This window comes from Nonomuraea sp. CX421, from assembly GCF_059358955.1.
Genome location: NZ_JCADBK010000007.1, coordinates 273,936 through 292,564 on the forward strand (window position 1 = coordinate 273,936; position 18,629 = coordinate 292,564).

An 18,629-nucleotide genomic window follows, 5' to 3' on the forward strand; every position below is an offset into this window, starting at 1 on the left:
TGGACACGCTCGGACACGCTCGGACACGCTCGGACACGACACGAGATGTCACGGCCGGACCCGCAATCCAGCGGCATGCCGAGCATGATCTTTCACGAGATCCCATGACTAGCATGACCGCTATGTCCGATATGACGATTATCGAGGTGCCGCAGTGGCGAGGATCTGGTTCGCCTACGGCCGAACGGCTCCACAAGGGGGCAAGACTGCTGGCCGAAATGGTGCCCACCGCCCGCCGCCTCCGCGTGGACGTGGACGATTCTCTGCCCACGACCGCTTCCAGGGTTCGTTCGGCCCTGTCGGAGGCCGACGGACTGGTGGTCACCATCGGCGGTGACTGCGGGGTCGAACTGGAGCCGATCACCGAGGCGTTGCGACGGCACGGGGACCGATTGATGGTCGTGTGGTTTGACGCGCACGGGGATCTCAACACTCCTACGAGCTCGCCATCCGGGGCCTTCCACGGCATGGTGCTGCGCGCCCTCACCGGCGAAGGACCCATAGGTCTCGTCCCGGATCAGCCCTTGCGACCTCACCAGATCGTGCTCGCCGGGGTGCGCGCCCTTGATCCGGCCGAGGCCGCCTTCATCGAGGCCAGCGGCATCCGGCACATCCGTGCCGCGGACCCCGCCGCACTCACCGCCGCGATCGCCGGCCCCCTCCTCGGGAGTCGGCAGAGCCCGGGGCAAGATCACGCCGACTCGGGCCGCAAGGCGGTGTACGTCCACATCGATCTGGACGTGCTCGACCCTCGCATCTTCACGAGCGTCGGCTGCCCCGAGCCCGACGGGTTTCACCCCGATGAACTCCTGGCCATGGTCACGGCTGTGGCGGAGCGGTACGAGGTCGCCGGACTGGGCATCACGGAGTACGAGCCGAGCCGCCCCGAGGACCAGGACCTCCTGGCCCCGCTGGTCAAAGCGCTGGCAGAGGTCTGCGCCAGGAGTTGACACCCTCCCAGCCTGATCGACGGGCACGAAAGGCCGCCGACGGGACCCAGCGCTGGCCGTCGCGCTCGCCGACGCACCCGAATCAGGCCAAGGATTCGCCGGACCGTGAGCGGCCTGGGGCGGACCCGCCTGCCGGTGCGGTCTCAGCCTGGGCGTACGGCACCGCGATAGATCGGGCGGTAGTAGGACGAGTCAAGGAAGCGGGTCTTCCTGACCACGTCACCGGTCTTCGGGGAGTGGACCATGACGCCGTCGCCCAGGTAGAGGCCAACGTGCGTCGGGTCGCCGGCGCCGCCGCCGAAGAAGACCAGGTCTCCCTCGCGCAGGTCGCCGAGGGAGATCCGGCGGCCCTGACGGAACTGGGAGCCTGTGTAGTGGGCGAGCCGCACACCCGCCTTCGACCAGGCGTAGAGGGTCAGGCCGCTGCAGTCGAAGCCGGTCGTGGACGCTCCCCTGCCTATGCCCTTGGTGGGGCCCGTGGAAGAGCCGCCGCCCCAGGAGAAAGGGGTGCCCACCTGGCCGACGGCCGCGACCGCCGCGACACCGCCCTTGAAGGTCACCGTCGTCCCTGCGCGCTTGCCGGTGCTCCCTGCCTGTGTGGCATGGCTGCTCTCTCCGGCCTTGCCGCCCCTGCCGGCCTCGGGGCTCCCTGACGTGCCGGTAGGGGTCTTGGGGGTTTGCTCCCCGCCGACACGTGGGCCGCCGACACGTGGGCCGCCGACTGCCGGCTCGCCATCTCGAGCCTTGGTCGCCGCGAGCCCTCCATCTCGGCCCCTGATGCCGCCACGCTCCCCGACCTGCGGGTCCCACCCACCAGGCTCCCCATCCCGGGGCTTGAGCCCGCCTAGCCTCTCGGCCCAGAGCTTGATGGCGCCGCCGAAGTCACCGTCCCGAAGCTTGAACTCGTCGATCCCCGCGTGCCAGGGCCTGACGTCCCCGGCCTCGATGTGCCAAGGCCCGACGACCCCCGATGTGGCCGCGTTTGGAGAGGTCTCCGCAGGCGGCCTGGAGACGAACCGGGGACGGGTCGATGGTGCGTCTTGACGAACGACGGGCCTGATCGTGGGCCCTGCTCCAGTCACCGCCGGCGGAGCGGCCGGACCGATGGGGGAGATGCCCGCGCGGACCAGCGCCTCAGCCACTCGCCCCTGGCGAGCGCATGCTTCGGCGGGCAGGGTCAAGAGAACCTTGAAGGGCGGATCGGCCGAGGCTTCGCCTTCGAGGCGGACGGCGAAGGACACCGGCAGGGCGTCGGCCCTGGGCGGAGCGAGGGGGTGAGACCGAGGGCGCCGGGCCGACCGGTCAGGTCTCGGCATGCGAGAGCCGTCGAGCAGCCGGGCGTACGCGCCCGGCAGGGTGATCACGCCTAGACAGGCGGTGGTCACCCGCTGGCCGAGAGGATGCGAAGCGGCGGCCGCCGCCGGGCCCGCAAGCGCGGTGAGCCCGGCCAACAGCCCTCCGCCGAGCGTGAGCCACGTGCAGCAACTCCGCGCGAAGAAGCGCGTTTTCATGGATGGCCTCCAGTGCCGAAAGAGGAGTGGAGGCCTCAGGATCATCCGCCGGCCCATCCGGCCGTGGACCCGAACGTGGTTCTGTGGACAGTCGGCGCACGTTCGCGCCGCGGCTGTGGATAACCGGCGCACACCCGGTGCGCTCTCGCGCCCTGGCCTGCGCCTTCCCCGCTACGGCTTGTGTTCGGCGATGCGGGCGAACGTCTCGACGTCCAGTTGCTCGCCCCGAGCGGAGGGTTCGACCCCGGCCGCGCGCAACGCCGTCTCGGCCTGCGACGGGCTTCCGGCCCAGGAGGCCAGCGCCGCCCGCAGGGTCTTGCGGCGCTGGGCGAACGCGGCGTCGATGACCGCGAACACCTCCTGCCTCGACGCGCTGGTGACAGGCGGATCGCGGCGTGTCAGCGAGACCAGGCCGCTGTCCACGTTGGGCACCGGCCAGAACACGGTCCGCCCCACGGGCCCCGCGCGGCGTACGTCGGCGTACCAGGCGGCCTTCACCGACGGCACTCCGTACACCTTGGAGCCGGGACCGGCCGCGAGCCGGTCGGCCACCTCGGTCTGCACCATGACCAGGCCCTTGCGCAGCGAGGGCAACACCTCCAGCAGGTGCAGCAGCACCGGGACCGCCACGTTGTACGGCAGGTTGGCGACCAGAGCCGTGGGCTGGAGGTCGCCGAGGTCGGCGGGCACGATCTTCATCGCGTCGGCGCCCACGACGGTGAGTCTGTCTCCGAGACCGCGTTCGCCCACCGTGATGGGGAGTTGGGCGGCCAGGACGGGGTCGATCTCGACGGCCACCACGTGGCGGGCCGACGGCAGGAGCGCGAGAGTGAGCGAGCCGAGGCCCGGCCCCACTTCGATCACCACGTCTTCCGTCGTGAGGTCTGCAACCCTTACGATGCGCCGGACGGTTCCCCCGTCGATCACGAAGTTCTGGCCCAGCTTTTTTGTCGGACGCAGATCCAGCTTGTCCGCCAAAATACGTATTTCTGCAGGGCCCAACAGCCTCATCATCCAACCAGTCTCCCGCATCGAAGAACCTGCGATGGCGGACGGGGGCACCACAGGGGAGGATGGCGTTGGAAAAGGAAGGGACGACCCTCATGGAGCCAACGGGCGCCGCGCCGCTTCGCCCGACGGATCTGCGGGAAATCGGCCCCTACCGGTTGCTCGGGCGGCTGGGCGAGGGTGGCATGGGCACGGTGTTCCTGGCTCGTGCGCCTACGGGGCGGTTCGTCGCGGTCAAGGTGGTGAAGGCCGAATTCGCGAACCAGGAGGGATTCGCGGCCAGGTTTCACGCCGAGGTGGAGAACGCGCGCCGGGTGGCGTCGTTCTGCACCGCTCAGGTGCTCGACAACGGCAACACCGGCGACGGCCGGCCGTACATGGTGACCGAATACATCGCGGGCACCCCGTTGTCCGACCAGATCGCGAAATATGGCGCCTTGGATCCGGGGCCGCTGCATGGCGTCGCCTTGGGGGTCGCGGCCGCGCTGGCCGCCATCCACGTGGCCGGGCTGGTCCATCGCGACCTCAAGCCGGCCAACGTCATCCTCTCCCTCTCCGGCCCGCGCGTGATCGACTTCGGCATCGCCAGGGCGCTCGACCGGGAGACCGGGTTCACGATGTCCGGAGAGCTGCTCGGCAGCCCGGGCTGGTGGGCTCCCGAGCAGGTACGCGGCCAGGCGGTCAGCCCGGCGGCCGACATCTTCGCCTGGGGCTGCCTGATCGCCTACGCGGGCAACGGCCGCCACCCCTTCGGCCGTGGCGACCCCATCACGATGGCCACGCGGGTGCTGCACACCCCGCCCGATCTGGGCGCGCTGCCCGCGCCTCTCAACGAGCTCGTACGGCTCGCCACGTCGATGGAGCCAGGTCCCCGGCCCTCGGCCCAGGATCTGCTGATCGCGCTGGTCGGAGGCAGCGTTCCGGCGCCCGCGGCTGCCGACCCGCCCACGCTGGTGGCGACAGAGCTGCTCAACGAATGGGAACCCCCGCAGAATGTGGTGGACGAACCCGACATCACAGCCACGTTCGCCACACCGCCGCCCAGCGACACCATGGCCAAGCCTCCCACTGGCGGCAAGGGTGCGACCTTGCGGGAGCAGATCCCGCAGTCCTCGCCATCCGCGCAGTCCTTACCGCAGGACGCCCCGCCCCGCCAGGACCAGGGCGACGCCGGGTCCCGGCCTGACCAGCAGCGCAGCCAGCCGGGCACACCTCAGCAAGACCAGCCCCGCCAGGCCCAGGGCCGGCCCCAAACTCAGGCCCAGGCCCAGGCCCACCAGCAGGATGCGCCCACCCGCCAGGACACCGCGCGCCGGCAAACCCCCTCTGTGCGGCAGGCACCGACCCAGCCGCCCCTGGAGGACGCCGCCCGGCGGGAAGAGCAGGCGGCCCGGGAGGAGCTGGCCCGCTGGGAGGTACGACCACGGCAGGACCAGCCGCCCGCGGGACAGTCCCCCGACTCGCTGCTCACGATTCCGCCACAAGAAGCCCAAGAGGCCCAAGAGGCCCAAGAGACCCAAGAGGCCCGGGAGGCCCAGGAGCAGCGCCCGCGCGGCACCCGCTGGCTGATCGCGGCCGCCGCGGCGGTGCTGGCCATCGCCGTCACGGCGGGCACGCTGATCGTCACCTCCAGCCGCAACGCCCCACGCCCGGCCCAGTCGCCGGCCGCCGCCCCAACCGGGCAGCCGTCCACCGACGTGGGCCGGAGGTACGCCCTCGGCAACGCGTTCGACGACCCACAGCTGATCGTCGCGACGGCCCCGCAGTGCGGCCTGAAGCAGTACCAGGACGTCCAGCAGACCCAGGGCCAGCTCTGCGTGGTCCGCTGGTCCATGATCAACCCGGGTGGCGCGCTGCACCTGATCGGCAGCCCGGTCGTGACCCTGCTGGACGACAAGGGCGCCCGCCACGATCCGCCTCCGGTGCAGTTGCCCGAGGCGATCGCGCCGGGAGCTCGCATCGACCGCGTCTTCGTCTTCGACTTGCCTCTCTACCGCAGGCCCGTCGAGCTCACCGCGACCCTCCTCAAAGACGGCAAGCAAGTCGAGGTCAAGCTGTGATGATCCGATCGACGTTCCTGGCTCTGCTGCTGGCCGCGGTGGCGCTGCTCCCCGGCGGCGCCGCGTCGGCGGTCGCCTGCTCGGGCCCCGCCGACTTCGACGGTGACGGCGTCGAGGACGTGGTCGTGGGTGACCCGTTCGGCGACGGCGACAAGGGTGCCGTGCATGTGATCTCCGGCGAGAAGGTCGTGGCCGTCTCGGTGCCCGGCCTGAACCCGGGCGACGGTTTCGGCTGGTCGGTGACGCTGGCCAGGGTCAACGCCGACGCCTGCGCCGATCTGATCGTCGGCGCCCCGTTCACCGACCTGGAAGGCTCCGAGGACTCGGGCGCGGCCTACCTCGTCTACGGCGGCGGCGCCGCGCCTCCGGTCCGGCTCGTCTCGACCGAGGTTCAGCGTGGCGCGCACTTCGGCTGGTCGGTGGCCGCCAAGGGGGACCTGGTGGCGATCGGCGCCCCTTACGAGGACGAGGCGCGGTTGTCCGACGTGGGCGCCGTCTACGTGCGCAAGGGCGAGGGAAGGCTGCGCCGGATCAGCCAGGAGTCGGAGACCGTCCGCGGCAACAGCGAGGTGAGCGACCAGTTCGGCTGGTCGCTGGCGATGGGCGCGGGCAACTCCCTGATCGTCGGCGTGCCGTACGAGAACGACGACGGCACCGGGCGCCAGGTCAGCAGCGGGAAGATCGACTCGGGCTCGGTCGTCGTGATCAACGACGTGCTGGCGGGAGAGCTCGTCAGCACGAAGCTGGACTCACCGACCGGAGCCTCCTACGACAGGTACGGCTACGCGGTGGCCTATGTGGAAGGCTCGGGGCTCGCGGTGAGCGCGCCGGGCCCCGGCTACGTGCAGTTACTCGACACCAAGCTCACCCCGACCAGGACAGTACGGCAGGGTGGCAGGCAGGCGTTCGGCTTCTCGCTGGCAGCGTCCCCTGACGGCAGACTGGCCATCGGCGCGCCGTACGGTGGCGGGGTGCGGGTGATCTCGCTCAAGGACGGCGGCGAGGACAGGCGGATCGCCCCCATGGGTGAGCTCTTCGGCTATTCGCTGGCCTTCAGCGGCAACAAGATCTACATCGGCCAGCCCGACGCCGCGCCGTACGGGAAGGTCCTGGTGGCGGGGCGCAACGCGGAGGAGCCGAGGCCGCTCCAGCCCGCGAAGGGCGCCGACTTCGGGATGTCCCTCGGCGGCTGACGCAGGACGGACCGTCCCGGCCGGCTGACGCGGGCCGGACGGTCCGGGCGCGAGCCGGTCACCAGGCGCCGAAGACCGTGATCCCGTTGGCGCTGATAGCCTCGCACAGCTCGTCGGGCCGCATTCCCTTGACCTCGGCCAGGCAGCGCAGTGTGAGCGGGATGAGGTAGGGGGCGTTAGGCCTGCCCCGGTGCGGCACCGGCGGGAGGTAGGGGGCGTCGGTCTCGACCAGCATGAGCTCGACCGGCGCGACCTGGGCGGCCTCGCGCAGATATCCGGCGTTCTTGTACGTGACAGGCCCAGAAAATGACATGAAATATCCGGCGTCGGCGCATTTCTTGGCCAGCTCGACGTCGCCGGAGAAGCTGTGGAACACCACCACCCGCGGCGCCCCCTGCGCCGCGAGCACCTTCAGCACGTCGTCGTGCGCGTCACGGTCGTGGATCACCAGCGCCTTGCCGGTGCGCTTGGCGATCTCGATGTGCGCCCGGAAGCTCGCGTGCTGGTCGTCACGGCTCGCCCAGTCACGGTAGTAGTCGAGCCCGGTCTCCCCCACCGCCCGCACCTCGGGCAGCCCGGCCAGCGCCTCGATCTCGGCCAGGGTCTCCGGGGTGGCGGCGTGCGCCTCGTTGGGGTGCACGGCCACCCCGGCGTAGACGTCGTCGTGCTCGGCCGCCGCCTCGGCGCCCCACCGGGAGGACGGCAGGTCGTAGCCGATGGTGACGAGCCGGGTGACCCCGACGGCCCGGGCGTCGTCGAGGATGCCGCGCACGGTGGACGAGGCCGCCTGCGCGGCCTGGGCGACCGGATCGCCCGAGGAGGCCTGCCGGTTGCCCACCATGATGTCGAGGTGGCAGTGGCTGTCGAACACCGGAGCCGAAAGCGGCTCGGGAGCTGCGGGAATCTTGCTCACGGAGCCTAAACTAGCGTTCCGTCGCCGCGCCCGAGCCGCCCGTCCCCGAGCCGCCCGTGCCTGTCCCAGAGCCGCCCGCGCCCGAGCCGCGCACGGTGTCAGTCGGCCAGGCGGGCCAGCTCCTCGTCGACGACCTTGGGGTCGAGCTTCTTGAACAGCGGCACCGGCGTCGCCAGCGGGGTGCCCGGCTTGATCGGCCGGTGCTCCCAGCTGGCCTCGCCGTGGTAGTCGCCGGTGATCACCGGGTAGGAGGCGCCGCCGTCCTCGTCGACCTCGTGGATCTCCGGCATGCCCGACCAGACGCCCTCGCCGCCCAGCATGGCGTGGACCTTGTTGGACGAGCTGGGCAGGAACGGCGTGAGCAGCGTCTTGGCGTCGTCGACCACCTGGAGGGCGACGTGCAGGATGGACTTCTGCCGCTCGGCGTCGTCCTTGAGCTTCCACGGCTCCTGCTCGGCGAGGTAGCGGTTGGCGTCGCGGACCACGTCGAGGGCCTCGGTGATGGCGTTCTTGAACCGCGAGCGGGTCAGCTCGGCGCCCACCGGGCCGAACGCCGCCCGCGAACGCTCCAGCAGCCGCCGGTCGGCGTCGGTCAGCGCGCCGGCCTCGGGGATCTGGCCGAAGTTCTTGGCCGCCATCGAGATCGACCGGTTGACCAGGTTGCCCCAGGCCGCGACCAGCTCGCCGTTGTTGCGGTTGACGAACTCCTGCCAGGTGAAGTCGGTGTCCTGGTTTTCGGGGCCCGCCACGGCGATGTAGTAGCGCAGCGCGTCGGCGTCATAGCGCGCCAGGAAGTCGCGGACGTAGATGACGACCTGACGGGAGGAGGAGAACTTGCGGCCCTCCATCGTCAGGAACTCGCTGGAGACCACCTCGGACGGCACGTCGAGCTTGCCCAGCGCCCCGGGCCGCCCGTCTCGCGCGCCCTGGCCGTTGTAGCCGAACAGCATCGCCGGCCAGATCTCGGCGTGGAAGACGATGTTGTCCTTGCCCATGAAGTAGTAGCCCCGGGCGTCGGGATTCTGCCACCACTGCCGCCACGCGTCGGGGTCACCGGAGCGTCTGGCCCACTCGATCGAGGCCGAAAGGTAGCCGATGACGGCGTCGAACCAGACGTAGAGCCGCTTGTTGGGCTGGTCGCGCCAGCCGTCGAGCGGGATCGGCACGCCCCAGTCGAGGTCGCGGCTGATCGCCCGCGGCTGCAGGTCGCCCAGCAGGTTGAGGGCGAACTTGAGCACGTTGGGCCGCCACTCGCCCTGCTTGGACTGCAGGTAGGAGCCGAGCACCTCGGCGAAGGCCGGCAGGTCGAGCATGAAGTGCTCGGTCTCGGCGAACACCGGGGTCTCGCCGTTGATGCGGCTCTTGGGGTTGATCAGCTCGATCGGGTCGAGCTGGTTGCCGCAGTTGTCGCACTGGTCGCCGCGGGCGCCGTCGTAGCCGCAGATGGGGCAGGTGCCCTCGATGTAGCGGTCGGGCAGGGTGCGCCCGGTCGAGGGCGAGATGGCGCCCATGGTGGTCTTGGGGAAGATATAGCCGTTGTCGTAGAGCCCCTTGAAGACGGCCTGGGTGACGGCGTAGTGGTTGGCGGTGCTCGTACGGGTGAAGAGGTCGTAGGACAGGCCCAGCCCGGTCAGGTCTTCGACGATCACCCGGTTGTAGCGGTCGGCCAGCTCCCTGGCGCTCACGCCCTCCTTGTCGGCCTGGACCTGGATGGGCGTGCCGTGCTCGTCGGTGCCGGACACCATCAGCACCTTGTTGCCCGCCATCCGCTGGTAGCGGCTGAAGATGTCGGACGGCACGCCGAACCCTGAGACGTGCCCGATGTGACGGGGGCCGTTGGCGTACGGCCACGCGACGGCGGTCAAGATGTGCTGGGACATAGCTCCAAGCCTAAGGCGCACGGATAGCCGCCTCGAACGAATTAGGCAACCTTCGGCGCCGGTGGGCAGGGCGATGGAGAAAGCTCAGTAGGTGGGCGAGTCTTCGCGGGAGACGGCCTCGGCGGCCTCTTCGGCGGCCTTGGCCGCGACGTCGATGGAGCTCTCGCGGGTCCGGCGGATGCCGAGGATGCTGACGAACAGGGCGGCGAAGATGGTCTGGAAGCTCATGATGAGGGCCGTGGCCGAGGGGACGACCAGCCGCAGCGACTCACGCGGATCGAGCGCGCCGAAGCTGCGCACCTGCCAGTGCGCCAGCGACATCACCAGGCCGACGAGACCGGCCAGCGCCAGCAGGCCACCGGCGATCAGGCCCTTCTCCAGCGACACGATGTCGATCAGCTTGCGGACACGTGAGGACTCCGGCAGGAACCCCTCCTCGGCCGCGTAGACCTTGGTGAACAGCGCGAACAGCGCCGCCTGGAAGCCGATCACCACCGCCGCCGAGGCCCCGACCAGGGTGTCGACGTCGAAGGCCAGCTCGCCGATCTCCACCGGGCCGAAGGTCAGCGCGGTGCCGGCGACCAGCCCCACGAGCATCAGCACCAGGCCCGGATAGAAGAACAGCCACTTGGGGCTGTAGAGGAGCAGGAAGCGCAGATGGCGCCAGCCGTCGCGCCAGGAGCGCAGGTGAGGCGGGCGGCTGCGGCCGTCGGGCGCGAGCGTGGTGGGCACCTCGCGCACGTCGAGCCCCGACAGCGTGGAGCGGACCACCATCTCGGAGGCGAACTCCATGCCGCCCGTCTGCAGCTGCAGCCGCAGGATCGAGTCGCGCCGGAAGCCGCGCAGCCCGCAGTGGAAGTCGCCGATGGCCGACGGGAAGAACAGCCGGCCGATGAACGACAGCACCGGGTTGCCCAGGTAGCGGTGCAGCGGCGGCATCGCGCCGGGTGAGATGCCGCCCTTGAAGCGGTTGCCCATCACCAGGTCGGCACCGTCACGCAACTGCTCGACGAACGGCAGCAACGAGGTGAAATCGTAGGAGTCGTCGGCGTCGCCCATGATGACGTACTTGCCACGCGCGGCACGGATGCCGCCCATGAGCGCGTTGCCGTAGCCCTTCTCGTCGACATGGACCACGCGGGCCCCGGCGTCACGGGCGAGCTGCTGTGAGCCGTCCGTGCTCCCGTTGTCGGCGATCAGGACTTCGCCCTCGATGCCGTGCTCCTCCATGCACGCCAATGCCTTGCGCACACAGACTTCCACGGTTTCCGCCTCGTTGAGGCAGGGCATGACCACCGTCAGTTCCACGTCTCAACCCTTCAGTCACTGCTCCCAGAGCACACCATCATGCCCTGTGCCCGGAGTGTGCCGGGTCAAGTCCTAAAAACGACTGGCATTCTTTACAGCATGGTGAGCGCCGCGGAGATAGCCCCTGTGGACCACTCCGCCCCTGGCCGGATGGCACGTGTGCTGCTGTTCCTACGTCGGCACCGGTTGTTCGCCGCCGCTTTCGCGCTGGGCGCGGTGCTGCGGCTGATCACCATGCTCGGCTACGGCCCCGCGATGTGGTTCAACGACTCCTACGAGTACGTCTCGGTGGCGCTGCACCCGAGGCCACACCCGATCAGGCCCGACGGCTACGGGTTCTGGCTGCTGGCGCTCAAGCCGTTCCACAGCTTCACGCTGGTGGTGTTCACCCAGCACCTGATGGGCCTGGCCACGGCCGTGCTGATCTACGCGCTGCTGCGCCGGAAGTTCGGGCTGCCGAAGTGGGGGGCCACGCTGGCTGCGGCGCCGGTGCTGTTCGACGCCTACCAGATCCAGCTGGAGCAGCTGGTGATGTCCGATTCGATGTTCACGCTGCTCGTCGTGGCGGCGATCACGCTGGTGCTGTGGCACCGGCGGATGTCGTGGAAGGTCGGTGTGGTGGTCGGCCTGCTGCTGGCATTGACCTGGCTGACCCGCTCGATCGGCGCGCCGATTCTCGCGCTCGTGGTGGTTTACCTGCTGGTCAAGCGGGTCGGCTGGAAGCCGATCGTGGCCGTGGTGGTGACCTGCTCGCTGCCGATCCTCACGTACATGGGCTGGTTCGCGTCAAGCATGGGCAAATTCGCCATGACCAACAGCGACGGGCTCATTCTTTACATGCGTACGGCCATCTTCGCCGACTGCGACCGGATGAACATCGACAAGTACCAGGAGGTCGAGCTCCTGCTGCTGTGCATCAACGACCCGGTCGACCAGCGCAAGGAGTACGCGCAGTGGTATCTGTGGGGCCAGGGCGGCGCCGGCACGGGCACCGGTGAGGTCCTGCATCGCTGGGGCGCGGGCAAGAAGTTCACCGAGATCACCAACGAGGCGGCGAGCGCGTTCGCGACGCGCGCGATCCTGTCGCAGCCCGGCGACTACCTGCGCGTGGTGGCGCGCGACTTCTTCCGCGCCTTCCACTGGGACCGCCCGCGCTTCCCCGACGAGGCGACCTACAACATGTACGAGTTCAGGCCCTACTACGATCTCGACGCCGCCGGGCGGCCGAAGCGGCTGCCCACGTGGCCGTCGTTCCAGGGCCGCACCGACACCGACGCCTTCGCCTACGAGCAGGGCCCGCCCGAGACGCGCATCGTCTCGCCGTGGGCCGACATCATGAGCGGCTACCAGCAGGTCTTCTACCTGCGCGGCATCGTGCTGGGCGGCATCATGCTGGTCGGCCTGTACGGCATCGCGGTCCGCTGGCGCACGCTGGGCGGGCCGGTGGTGCTGCCGTGGCTGGGCGCGTTCGGGCTGCTGCTGGCGCCGGCGGCGACGGCGGAGTTCGACTACCGCTACGTGCTGCCGGCCGTGCCGCTGGCCTGCGTCGCGGCGGCCATCACGCTGAGCCGCGTCTCGTGGCGCCGCGCACGGCCCGCCGGCGCGTCGGAGTCCGAGTCCACCACTGTGCCCGCCTGAGCGTCGCGGCTGCGTACGGACCCGGTCACGAGGAGGCGGCGACGACGGCCACGACGAGCAGGCCGAGCGACGCCGCGGTCACCACGCCGCCGCCGACCACGGCGGCCTTCCTGCCCCGCCGCACGCGCAGCGCGTACATGACGGAGTAGGGCAGGAAGGCCAGCACGCAGAGGCCGAGGGCGGGCATGGCCATCGCGCCCAGCACGCCCTTCGTGCCCGACGGCAGCGCGCGGTCGCCCTCGGGGGTGAGCTGGGCCCGGCCGACGTCACCCGCCGCCGAGTCCGGTGAGGCGGCCACCATGGTCGCGGCGCCGCCGTCGTCGGGGACGAACCGTCCCCGGCAGTCGTAACGGCCCTTGCCGAGAGCCGTGCAGGAGACCACGGTGAGGGTGCCCGGGGTGCCGATCTCGCCGGTCGCGAGCCGGAAGTCGGGCACGGCGACCGCGAACGGCACCACACCGAGCACCAGCCAGCACAGCAGGAGCACGGTCATGCCGACGCGTCCGGGCAGTCGGCCACCGCCGCCCCCTCGCGAGGGCTTTCCCGAGCCGGAGCCGGTGTTCAGGTCCACGTTCAGCAGGTTGAGGGCGTCGGCCAGATCCATGCGTCCAGCCTGGGCCGGCGCACTTGGGCCTCACCTGTGTCCGGCTGCACCCCCAGGACGTCACTTGGGGGCGGGGACGACCCATGAGCGCATCAGCATCCGCGCCCACCACTCCGCCTGGGTGAGCGTCTCGGCGACGAGCACGGGGTAGAGCCACCCGAAGTTGATCAGCACGATGAGCGCCAGCGCTCCCACGGTCGCCGCGCCGAGGGCCCGGCGTCCCGGCGGGGCGTCCCGCCGCCCGATGGCCAGCCCCGCGACCAGCACGAGCGCCAGCACCATGAACGGCACCACGGGGATCATGTAGAAGAGGTACATCGTGCGGTGGTCGGCGACGGCGTAGTAGAACCACGGCAGCCAGCCCGCCGCCGCCACGAGCAGCACCGCGCCCGCCCGCCAGTCCCTGGTGGCCACGTACCACGCGACGAGGCCGAGCAGGGCCAGCCCGGCGGCGTACCAGAGCGCCGGGGTGCCGACGCCGAGCACGGCCTGCGAGCACTTGTCGGCCCCACACACCGAGGACGGCAGGGCGGGCGGATAGTGGAAGGAGACCGGCCTGAGCAGCAGCGGCCAGGTCCAGGGGTCCGACATGTACGGGTGGTAGTCGTCCAGGCCGGTGTGGTAGCCGAGCACTTCGGTCTGGTACTTCAGCCACGACCGCGCCGAGTCGAGCACGAAGAACACCGGCCCTGACGAGGTGGCCTGCTCCCAGCCGCGCCCGTAGCCGTCGGCGGTGACGAACCATCCCGTCCACGTCGCCACGAACGTCACCACGGGGGCCAGGCCGAGGGCCGCGGCCGCGCCGGGCACGTCCAGCGAGAAGACGCCCTGGTACGGCCGGCGGAGCCCGACGGCCCGCCTGGCGCCCAGGTCCCACACCAGGCTCAGCACGGCGAAGGCGATCAGGAAGAAGACCCCCGACCACTTCACCGCGCACGCGGCGCCCAGGCACACCCCGGCGGCGATCCGCCAGGGCCGGAGCCCGAGCCGGGGGCCGCACGGGGACAGCGGGGAGGTCTCGTACCAGTCGACCAGCCGCTGCCGCGCCGCGTCGCGGTCGGCCACCAGGCAGGCGAACGCGGCCAGCACCCAGAACATCAGGAAGATGTCGAGCAGCGCGGTCCGGGACAGGACCAGGTGCAGCCCGTCGAGGGCCAGCAGGAATCCGGCCAGGCAGCCGAGCAGGGTCGAGCGGGTCATCCGGCGGGCGACGCGGGCCAGGATGAGGATCGACAGTGTGCCGACGACCGCCGCGGCGAACCGCCAGCCGAAGGGCGTCATCCCGAACAGCCACTCGCCCGCGCCGATCATCCACTTGCCGAGCGGCGGGTGGCTGACGAACGCGGCGCAGTCGGCGGCCTCGGGGCAGTGCTTCCAGATGTCGGTGTCGCCCGCGAGGAGGCGCCGGTCGGCGATGGGATTCTTGGTGTCGCCCAGGGTGACCCGCTCGACCCCGTAGGTGATGAGGGAGTAGGCGTCCTTGATGTAGAAGGTCTCGTCGAAGACGACGGCCCGGGGCTGATCCAGCCGGACGAAGCGCAGGACGCCGCCGAAGATCGTGACGAGGAGCGGGCCGATCCAGCCCCACAGGGCGCTTCCCTGCATCGGCGGCACAAGCCTTTGCGGTGAAACCCCCCAGTTCCTCACGATGGGAAACCTTAGGGCGTGGGGGATCTTCTGTGAACCGCGTCGTAGAGCTCCCGTTTGGGCATGCCCGAGCCCTTGGCGACCTCGGCGACGGCCGCCTTGCGCTGCTCGCCCGCGGCGACGCGGCGCTCGACCTCGGCCACCAGCGCGGCCACGTCCGGCTCGGTCTCGCCCGCGACGTGCCCGGCGACCACGACCGTGATCTCGCCCTTGACGCCCGCCGCCGCCCATTCGGCCAGCTCGGCCAGGCCGCCCCGGCGTACCTCCTCGTAGGTCTTGGTCAGCTCGCGGCAGACGGCGGCCGGGCGGTCGGGGCCGAAGGCCTCGGCCATCGCCGCCAGCGAGTCGCGCAGCCGGTGCGGCGCCTCGAAGAAGACCATCGTGCGCTCCTCGGCGGCCAGCGCCGCCAGGCGGCGGGCCCGCTCGCCCGCCTTGCGGGGCGGGAAGCCCTCGAAGCAGAAGCGGTCGCTGGGCAGGCCGGACACCGCGAGGGCGGTGGTGACGGCGCTCGGCCCCGGCAGCGCGGTCACCGTGATGCCGGCCTCGACCGCGAGGTGGGTCAGGCGGTAGCCGGGGTCGGACACGCCCGGCATCCCGGCGTCGGTGATGACCACCACCGTGCGGCCCTCCCTGAGGCTTTCGAGCAGCTCCTTGGCCCGCCCGGCCTCGTTGGCGTCGTAGTAGGAGACGATCCAGCCGCCGATCTCCACGCCCAGCTCCGTGGCCAGCCTGCGCAGCCGTCTGGTGTCCTCGGCGGCCACCACGTCGGCGCTCGCCAGCGCCTCCCGCAGTCTCGGCGAAACATCGCCCACCTGCCCTATCGGGGCCCCTGCCAGCACCAACCTGCCCTCATCCGTCACCGGACCATTGTGGCAGGGCATCCCGATTGGGCCGTGTTTCTTGGGTAACCACCGGCCTGAGGCCCGTACGATGTCCGAATGGCGGTGACCGACTTCCCGTACCAAGCCTTCGGCAAGCCGAAGGCCGACGAGAACGATTCCCGGGCGCGATCCGTGCGCGACCGGATGGTCCCGCCCATGCGTGGCAGCCTGTTGTGGGGCTGGCTCGGGCCGATCATCGTCACGATCTTCGGCGGCGTCCTGCGCTTCGCCGGCCTCGGCCACCCGAAGGCCGTCGTCTTCGACGAGACCTACTACGCCAAGGACGCCTACTCCCTGATCACGTGGCTGGTGGAGCGGGTCACGATCAAGGACGCCGATAAGGCGATCCTGGCCGGCGACACCGACATCTGGCAGAAGTGCGCCGCCGACGCCCTCGACAAGTGCGCCTCCTACGTGGTCCATCCGCCGGTCGGCAAGTGGATGATCGGCGCGGGCGAGTGGCTGTTCGGCATGACGCCGTTCGGCTGGCGGTTCGCCGCGGCGGTCATCGGCACGCTGTCGATCCTCGTGCTGGCCCGTGTCGCCCGCCGGATGACCCGCTCGACCCTGCTCGGCTGCTTGGCCGGGTTCCTGCTTGCGCTCGACGGGCTGCACTTCGTGCTCTCCCGGACCGCGCTGCTCGACATCTTCCTGATGTTCTGGGTGCTGGCCGCGTTCGCCTGCCTGGTGGCCGACCGCGACCGGGCGCGCGAGCGGCTGGTCGACTGGTACGAGACCTCCCCGCTCACCCCGCAGGGCCCCTACCTGGGCCTGCGCCCGTGGCGCATCGCCGCGGGCGTCTGCCTCGGGCTGGCGATGGGCGTCAAGTGGTCGGGGCTGTTCTTCGCGGTCGCGTTCGCGATCATGTCGCTGCTGTGGGACTTCGGCGCCCGCCGGGCCGTCGGCCTGCGTCACCCCTACCTGGGCGCCTTCTCCAAGGACGTGCCCACCGGGCTGGCGGCCTTCGTCATGGCGCCGTTCGTGACGTACATGGCGACCTGGATCGGCTGGTTCGTCAGCGCCGAGGGTTACGGCCGTAAGTGGGAGCAGGCCACCTCGTCCGGGCCGGGGTTCTTCCTCTTCGACTCGATGCGGTCGTGGATCCAGTACCAGTGGCAGGTCTTCTCCTTCCACAACGGGCTGGAGACCTCCCATCCGTACATGTCCGATCCCTGGCAGTGGCCGCTGCTGCTGCGGCCCGTGGCCTTCCACTACGAGGGCCGCGACAACACCTGCGGGGCCAAGGACTGCTCGGAGGCCGTGCTGGGCGTGGGCACGCCGGTGATCTGGTTCGGCGCGCTCGCCGCGCTGGTGGCGCTGATCGCCTGGTACGTCGCCTCACGCGACTGGCGGGCCGGGGCCGTCCTGCTGGCCTACGCCATGGGCTGGCTGCCCTGGTTCTACTTCGCCATCGCCCAGAACCGCACGATGTTCCTGTTCTACGCGATCCCGATGGTGCCGTTCATGGTGCTGGCCATCACCCTCTGCGCCGGGGTGCTGATCGGACCGTCCACGCACAGCCTCGGCGGCCCCCTGCCCATGCGACGCACCCTGGGCGCCGCCGCCGTCGGGGCGTTCGCGCTCCTCGCGTTGATCAACTTCTGGTGGCTCCACCCGATCCTGACCGCCGAGCTCATCCCCTACACCGAGTGGAAGGCCAGGATGCTGTTCGATAAACGGTGGATCTAGCCCGATTACAGTCCGCTCATAGTGATTCCATAGGGTAGTTGCTGTGCAAGACCCAATACGCACCGGTTTCGGTCATCGTCAGCCCCGGGGTCGATACGGCAAACTTCGAGGCATGAGTGCACCAGACGTCACCGCTCTCCTAGCTGAGTTGGAGCGCTCCGATCCAGACCTGGCCGACGAGGCCAGGACCGCCGTCGAGTGGTTGACAGGCGGCGAGCCCCTGGAGACGGTCACCCAGCTCGACGTCTGCGAGTTCCTCTGGTACACCCTGCCGCTCAAGGTCGGCGGCGACCACGAGCGGCTCGCCCGCTCGCTCGGCCGCCTGCTCCAGCTCGGGGGCATGCAGCGCTACGCCGCGCTGTGCGAGTCACCGACGACCACGCGGATTCTGCGCACGTACGCCCGCGACGGCGAGGACGCGGGCACCGCGGCCTACCAGGAGGCACTGGAGGCCACGGGAGTGCTCCCTCCCAACGTGCCCGACCTGCAGTGGAGCATGATCATGGGGCCCGAGGAGCTGGGCGCCCACATCGCCTGCTCGGCCGCCCTGGAGCTGGCCATCATCTCGGGCGACGATGTCGACCGGGTCGCGCTGACCAGGCGCTGGCTCACCCAGCCGCGGGCCGACCTGGGCGGCGACAACTGGCTGCACCGGGTCCACGGCGAGCGGCTCAACCGCTGGGTGCTGGGGCGCGGCCCCGCCAGGCGGGAGCTGGCCCAGCCGTTCGAGGTGCGGCTGCACGCGCCGGTGAAGGCCCAGCCGATCCCCGCCCTGCGCCGGCTGCTGGCGCTGGCCGCGTCCGAGACCAGCATCCCCATGCGACTGGCCCCCTCAGCGGCGGCGCTGCGGCTGCGCGAGCTGGCCGAGCGCGAGCTGGCGGCGCTCAGCCGCGACGGCGCCACCCTGACCCTCACCCCTGAGGGCAGGCGGCTGCTCGACTCGCCCGAGGCCATGTGGGAGGCGGTCACCAGGCTGCTGCTGGCGCGGGGCGAGCACGAGTTCGAGGTGTCGGCCCGCGAGGCGGCGCTCATGCTGCTCGCCGACGGTGTGCTGATGTCGCCCGCCCAGCTGCGCGAGCGGGTCGCCGAGGTGGTGGGTGGCGAGGGCTGGCATCCGAGGACCGGGCTCGACGACGTCACCAAGCCGGTCGCGGATCTGGTCGAGCAGCTCACGGCGCTCGAACTCGCCTTCGGCGACGAGCTGGCGATCCGGATGACCCGGGTGGGACAGCTGGCCTCGCTGGCGGCGCTCCGGGCGCACGCCCTGCGGCCCCGCAAGTACGTCAACTCCACCTGACCGGGCCCCGCGACTGAACCGGGCGGTCGCCGCCCGCGTATCTCTCGCTA

14 protein-coding genes are annotated in these 18,629 nt (G+C 70.6%); 6 read left to right on the forward strand and 8 right to left on the reverse strand.

The window, feature by feature from the left end; all coding sequences use genetic code 11:
• Nucleotides 1–122 precede the first annotated feature (122 nt).
• Entirely contained in the window at nucleotides 123–950 is an 828-nt protein-coding gene (locus tag AC5L3X_RS16200; RefSeq protein ID WP_494857698.1) for an arginase family protein, read from the forward strand.
• Nucleotides 951–1,093: 143 nt separating this feature from the next.
• On the opposite strand, the gene AC5L3X_RS16205 is transcribed toward AC5L3X_RS16200, so the two are convergent.
• Both AC5L3X_RS16205 and rsmA read right to left on the reverse strand, forming a co-directional pair.
• The gene (locus AC5L3X_RS16205) at nucleotides 1,094–1,510 is read right to left on the reverse strand and encodes an NlpC/P60 family protein (RefSeq protein WP_494857700.1); all 417 of its coding nucleotides are present in this window, start codon (nucleotides 1,508–1,510) and stop codon (nucleotides 1,094–1,096) included.
• Nucleotides 1,511–2,632: 1,122 nt separating this feature from the next.
• Nucleotides 2,633–3,493, reverse strand: coding sequence for a 16S rRNA (adenine(1518)-N(6)/adenine(1519)-N(6))-dimethyltransferase RsmA (gene rsmA / locus AC5L3X_RS16210; protein ID WP_494857701.1), 861 nt, complete (start codon nucleotides 3,491–3,493; stop codon nucleotides 2,633–2,635).
• Between the two features lie 71 nt (nucleotides 3,494–3,564).
• Between rsmA and AC5L3X_RS16215 the strand changes: the two genes are divergently transcribed.
• Together AC5L3X_RS16215 and AC5L3X_RS16220 are read left to right on the forward strand one after the other, a co-directional pair.
• Complete coding sequence (locus tag AC5L3X_RS16215; RefSeq protein ID WP_494857703.1) at nucleotides 3,565–5,529, forward strand: serine/threonine-protein kinase; 1,965 nt, start codon at nucleotides 3,565–3,567, stop codon at nucleotides 5,527–5,529.
• Nucleotides 5,529–6,722, forward strand: a complete 1,194-nt coding sequence (locus AC5L3X_RS16220) for a hypothetical protein (protein WP_494857704.1) — start codon at nucleotides 5,529–5,531, stop codon at nucleotides 6,720–6,722. Before AC5L3X_RS16215 ends, AC5L3X_RS16220 begins: the two co-directional genes overlap by 1 nt.
• A gap of 58 nt (nucleotides 6,723–6,780) precedes the next feature.
• Here the strand turns inward: AC5L3X_RS16220 and AC5L3X_RS16225 are convergent, their stop codons facing one another.
• The 3 genes from AC5L3X_RS16225 to AC5L3X_RS16235 all read right to left on the reverse strand — a co-directional run bounded on the left by AC5L3X_RS16225 (nucleotide 6,781) and on the right by AC5L3X_RS16235 (nucleotide 10,823).
• The gene (locus AC5L3X_RS16225; RefSeq protein ID WP_494857705.1) at nucleotides 6,781–7,635 is read right to left on the reverse strand and encodes a TatD family hydrolase; all 855 of its coding nucleotides are present in this window, start codon (nucleotides 7,633–7,635) and stop codon (nucleotides 6,781–6,783) included.
• 98 nt (nucleotides 7,636–7,733) lie between these two features.
• Nucleotides 7,734–9,515 (reverse strand): methionine--tRNA ligase, encoded by a 1,782-nt coding sequence (gene metG, locus AC5L3X_RS16230; protein ID WP_494857707.1) that lies wholly within the window; start codon nucleotides 9,513–9,515, stop codon nucleotides 7,734–7,736.
• Nucleotides 9,516–9,599: 84 nt separating this feature from the next.
• The gene (locus AC5L3X_RS16235) at nucleotides 9,600–10,823 is read right to left on the reverse strand and encodes a glycosyltransferase family 2 protein (RefSeq protein ID WP_494857708.1); all 1,224 of its coding nucleotides are present in this window, start codon (nucleotides 10,821–10,823) and stop codon (nucleotides 9,600–9,602) included.
• Nucleotides 10,824–10,973: 150 nt separating this feature from the next.
• Between AC5L3X_RS16235 and AC5L3X_RS16240 the strand changes: the two genes are divergently transcribed.
• Nucleotides 10,974–12,461, forward strand: coding sequence for a phospholipid carrier-dependent glycosyltransferase (locus AC5L3X_RS16240; protein WP_494857710.1), 1,488 nt, complete (start codon nucleotides 10,974–10,976; stop codon nucleotides 12,459–12,461).
• A 25-nt stretch (nucleotides 12,462–12,486) separates the two neighbouring features.
• On the opposite strand, the gene AC5L3X_RS16245 is transcribed toward AC5L3X_RS16240, so the two are convergent.
• From AC5L3X_RS16245 to rsmI, 3 genes are read right to left on the reverse strand one after another with little or no spacing between them, the layout of a single operon-like run.
• Nucleotides 12,487–13,065 carry a hypothetical protein gene (locus AC5L3X_RS16245; protein ID WP_494857712.1) on the reverse strand — a complete coding sequence of 193 codons (579 nt, stop codon included), beginning with the start codon at nucleotides 13,063–13,065 and terminating at the stop codon, nucleotides 12,487–12,489.
• 60 nt (nucleotides 13,066–13,125) lie between these two features.
• On the reverse strand, nucleotides 13,126–14,670 hold the full coding sequence (locus AC5L3X_RS16250; RefSeq protein ID WP_494857714.1) for a dolichyl-phosphate-mannose--protein mannosyltransferase: 1,545 nt from the start codon (nucleotides 14,668–14,670) through the stop codon (nucleotides 13,126–13,128).
• Nucleotides 14,671–14,723: 53 nt separating this feature from the next.
• Entirely contained in the window at nucleotides 14,724–15,593 is an 870-nt protein-coding gene (gene rsmI, locus AC5L3X_RS16255; protein ID WP_494857716.1) for a 16S rRNA (cytidine(1402)-2'-O)-methyltransferase, read from the reverse strand.
• A 57-nt stretch (nucleotides 15,594–15,650) separates the two neighbouring features.
• On the opposite strand from rsmI, the gene AC5L3X_RS16260 reads away from it, so the two are divergent.
• Together AC5L3X_RS16260 and AC5L3X_RS16265 are read left to right on the forward strand one after the other, a co-directional pair.
• Nucleotides 15,651–17,282 (forward strand): dolichyl-phosphate-mannose--protein mannosyltransferase, encoded by a 1,632-nt coding sequence (locus AC5L3X_RS16260; RefSeq protein ID WP_494857718.1) that lies wholly within the window; start codon nucleotides 15,651–15,653, stop codon nucleotides 17,280–17,282.
• A gap of 112 nt (nucleotides 17,283–17,394) precedes the next feature.
• Complete coding sequence (locus AC5L3X_RS16265) at nucleotides 17,395–18,579, forward strand: hypothetical protein (RefSeq protein WP_494857720.1); 1,185 nt, start codon at nucleotides 17,395–17,397, stop codon at nucleotides 18,577–18,579.
• Nucleotides 18,580–18,629 lie beyond the last annotated feature (50 nt).

Coding starts and splice junctions, on each gene's coding strand:
- AC5L3X_RS16200 (WP_494857698.1), top strand. CDS start 123: ATGTCCGATATGACGATTATCGAGGTGCCGCAGTGGCGAGGATCTGGT.
- rsmA (WP_494857701.1), bottom strand. CDS start 3,493: ATGCGGGAGACTGGTTGGATGATGAGGCTGTTGGGCCCTGCAGAAATA.
- AC5L3X_RS16215 (WP_494857703.1), top strand. CDS start 3,565: ATGGAGCCAACGGGCGCCGCGCCGCTTCGCCCGACGGATCTGCGGGAA.
- AC5L3X_RS16220 (WP_494857704.1), top strand. CDS start 5,529: ATGATCCGATCGACGTTCCTGGCTCTGCTGCTGGCCGCGGTGGCGCTG.
- metG (WP_494857707.1), bottom strand. CDS start 9,515: ATGTCCCAGCACATCTTGACCGCCGTCGCGTGGCCGTACGCCAACGGC.
- AC5L3X_RS16240 (WP_494857710.1), top strand. CDS start 10,974: ATGGCACGTGTGCTGCTGTTCCTACGTCGGCACCGGTTGTTCGCCGCC.
- AC5L3X_RS16245 (WP_494857712.1), bottom strand. CDS start 13,065: ATGGATCTGGCCGACGCCCTCAACCTGCTGAACGTGGACCTGAACACC.
- AC5L3X_RS16250 (WP_494857714.1), bottom strand. CDS start 14,670: ATGCAGGGAAGCGCCCTGTGGGGCTGGATCGGCCCGCTCCTCGTCACG.
- rsmI (WP_494857716.1), bottom strand. CDS start 15,593: ATGCCCTGCCACAATGGTCCGGTGACGGATGAGGGCAGGTTGGTGCTG.
- AC5L3X_RS16260 (WP_494857718.1), top strand. CDS start 15,651: ATGGCGGTGACCGACTTCCCGTACCAAGCCTTCGGCAAGCCGAAGGCC.
- AC5L3X_RS16265 (WP_494857720.1), top strand. CDS start 17,395: ATGAGTGCACCAGACGTCACCGCTCTCCTAGCTGAGTTGGAGCGCTCC.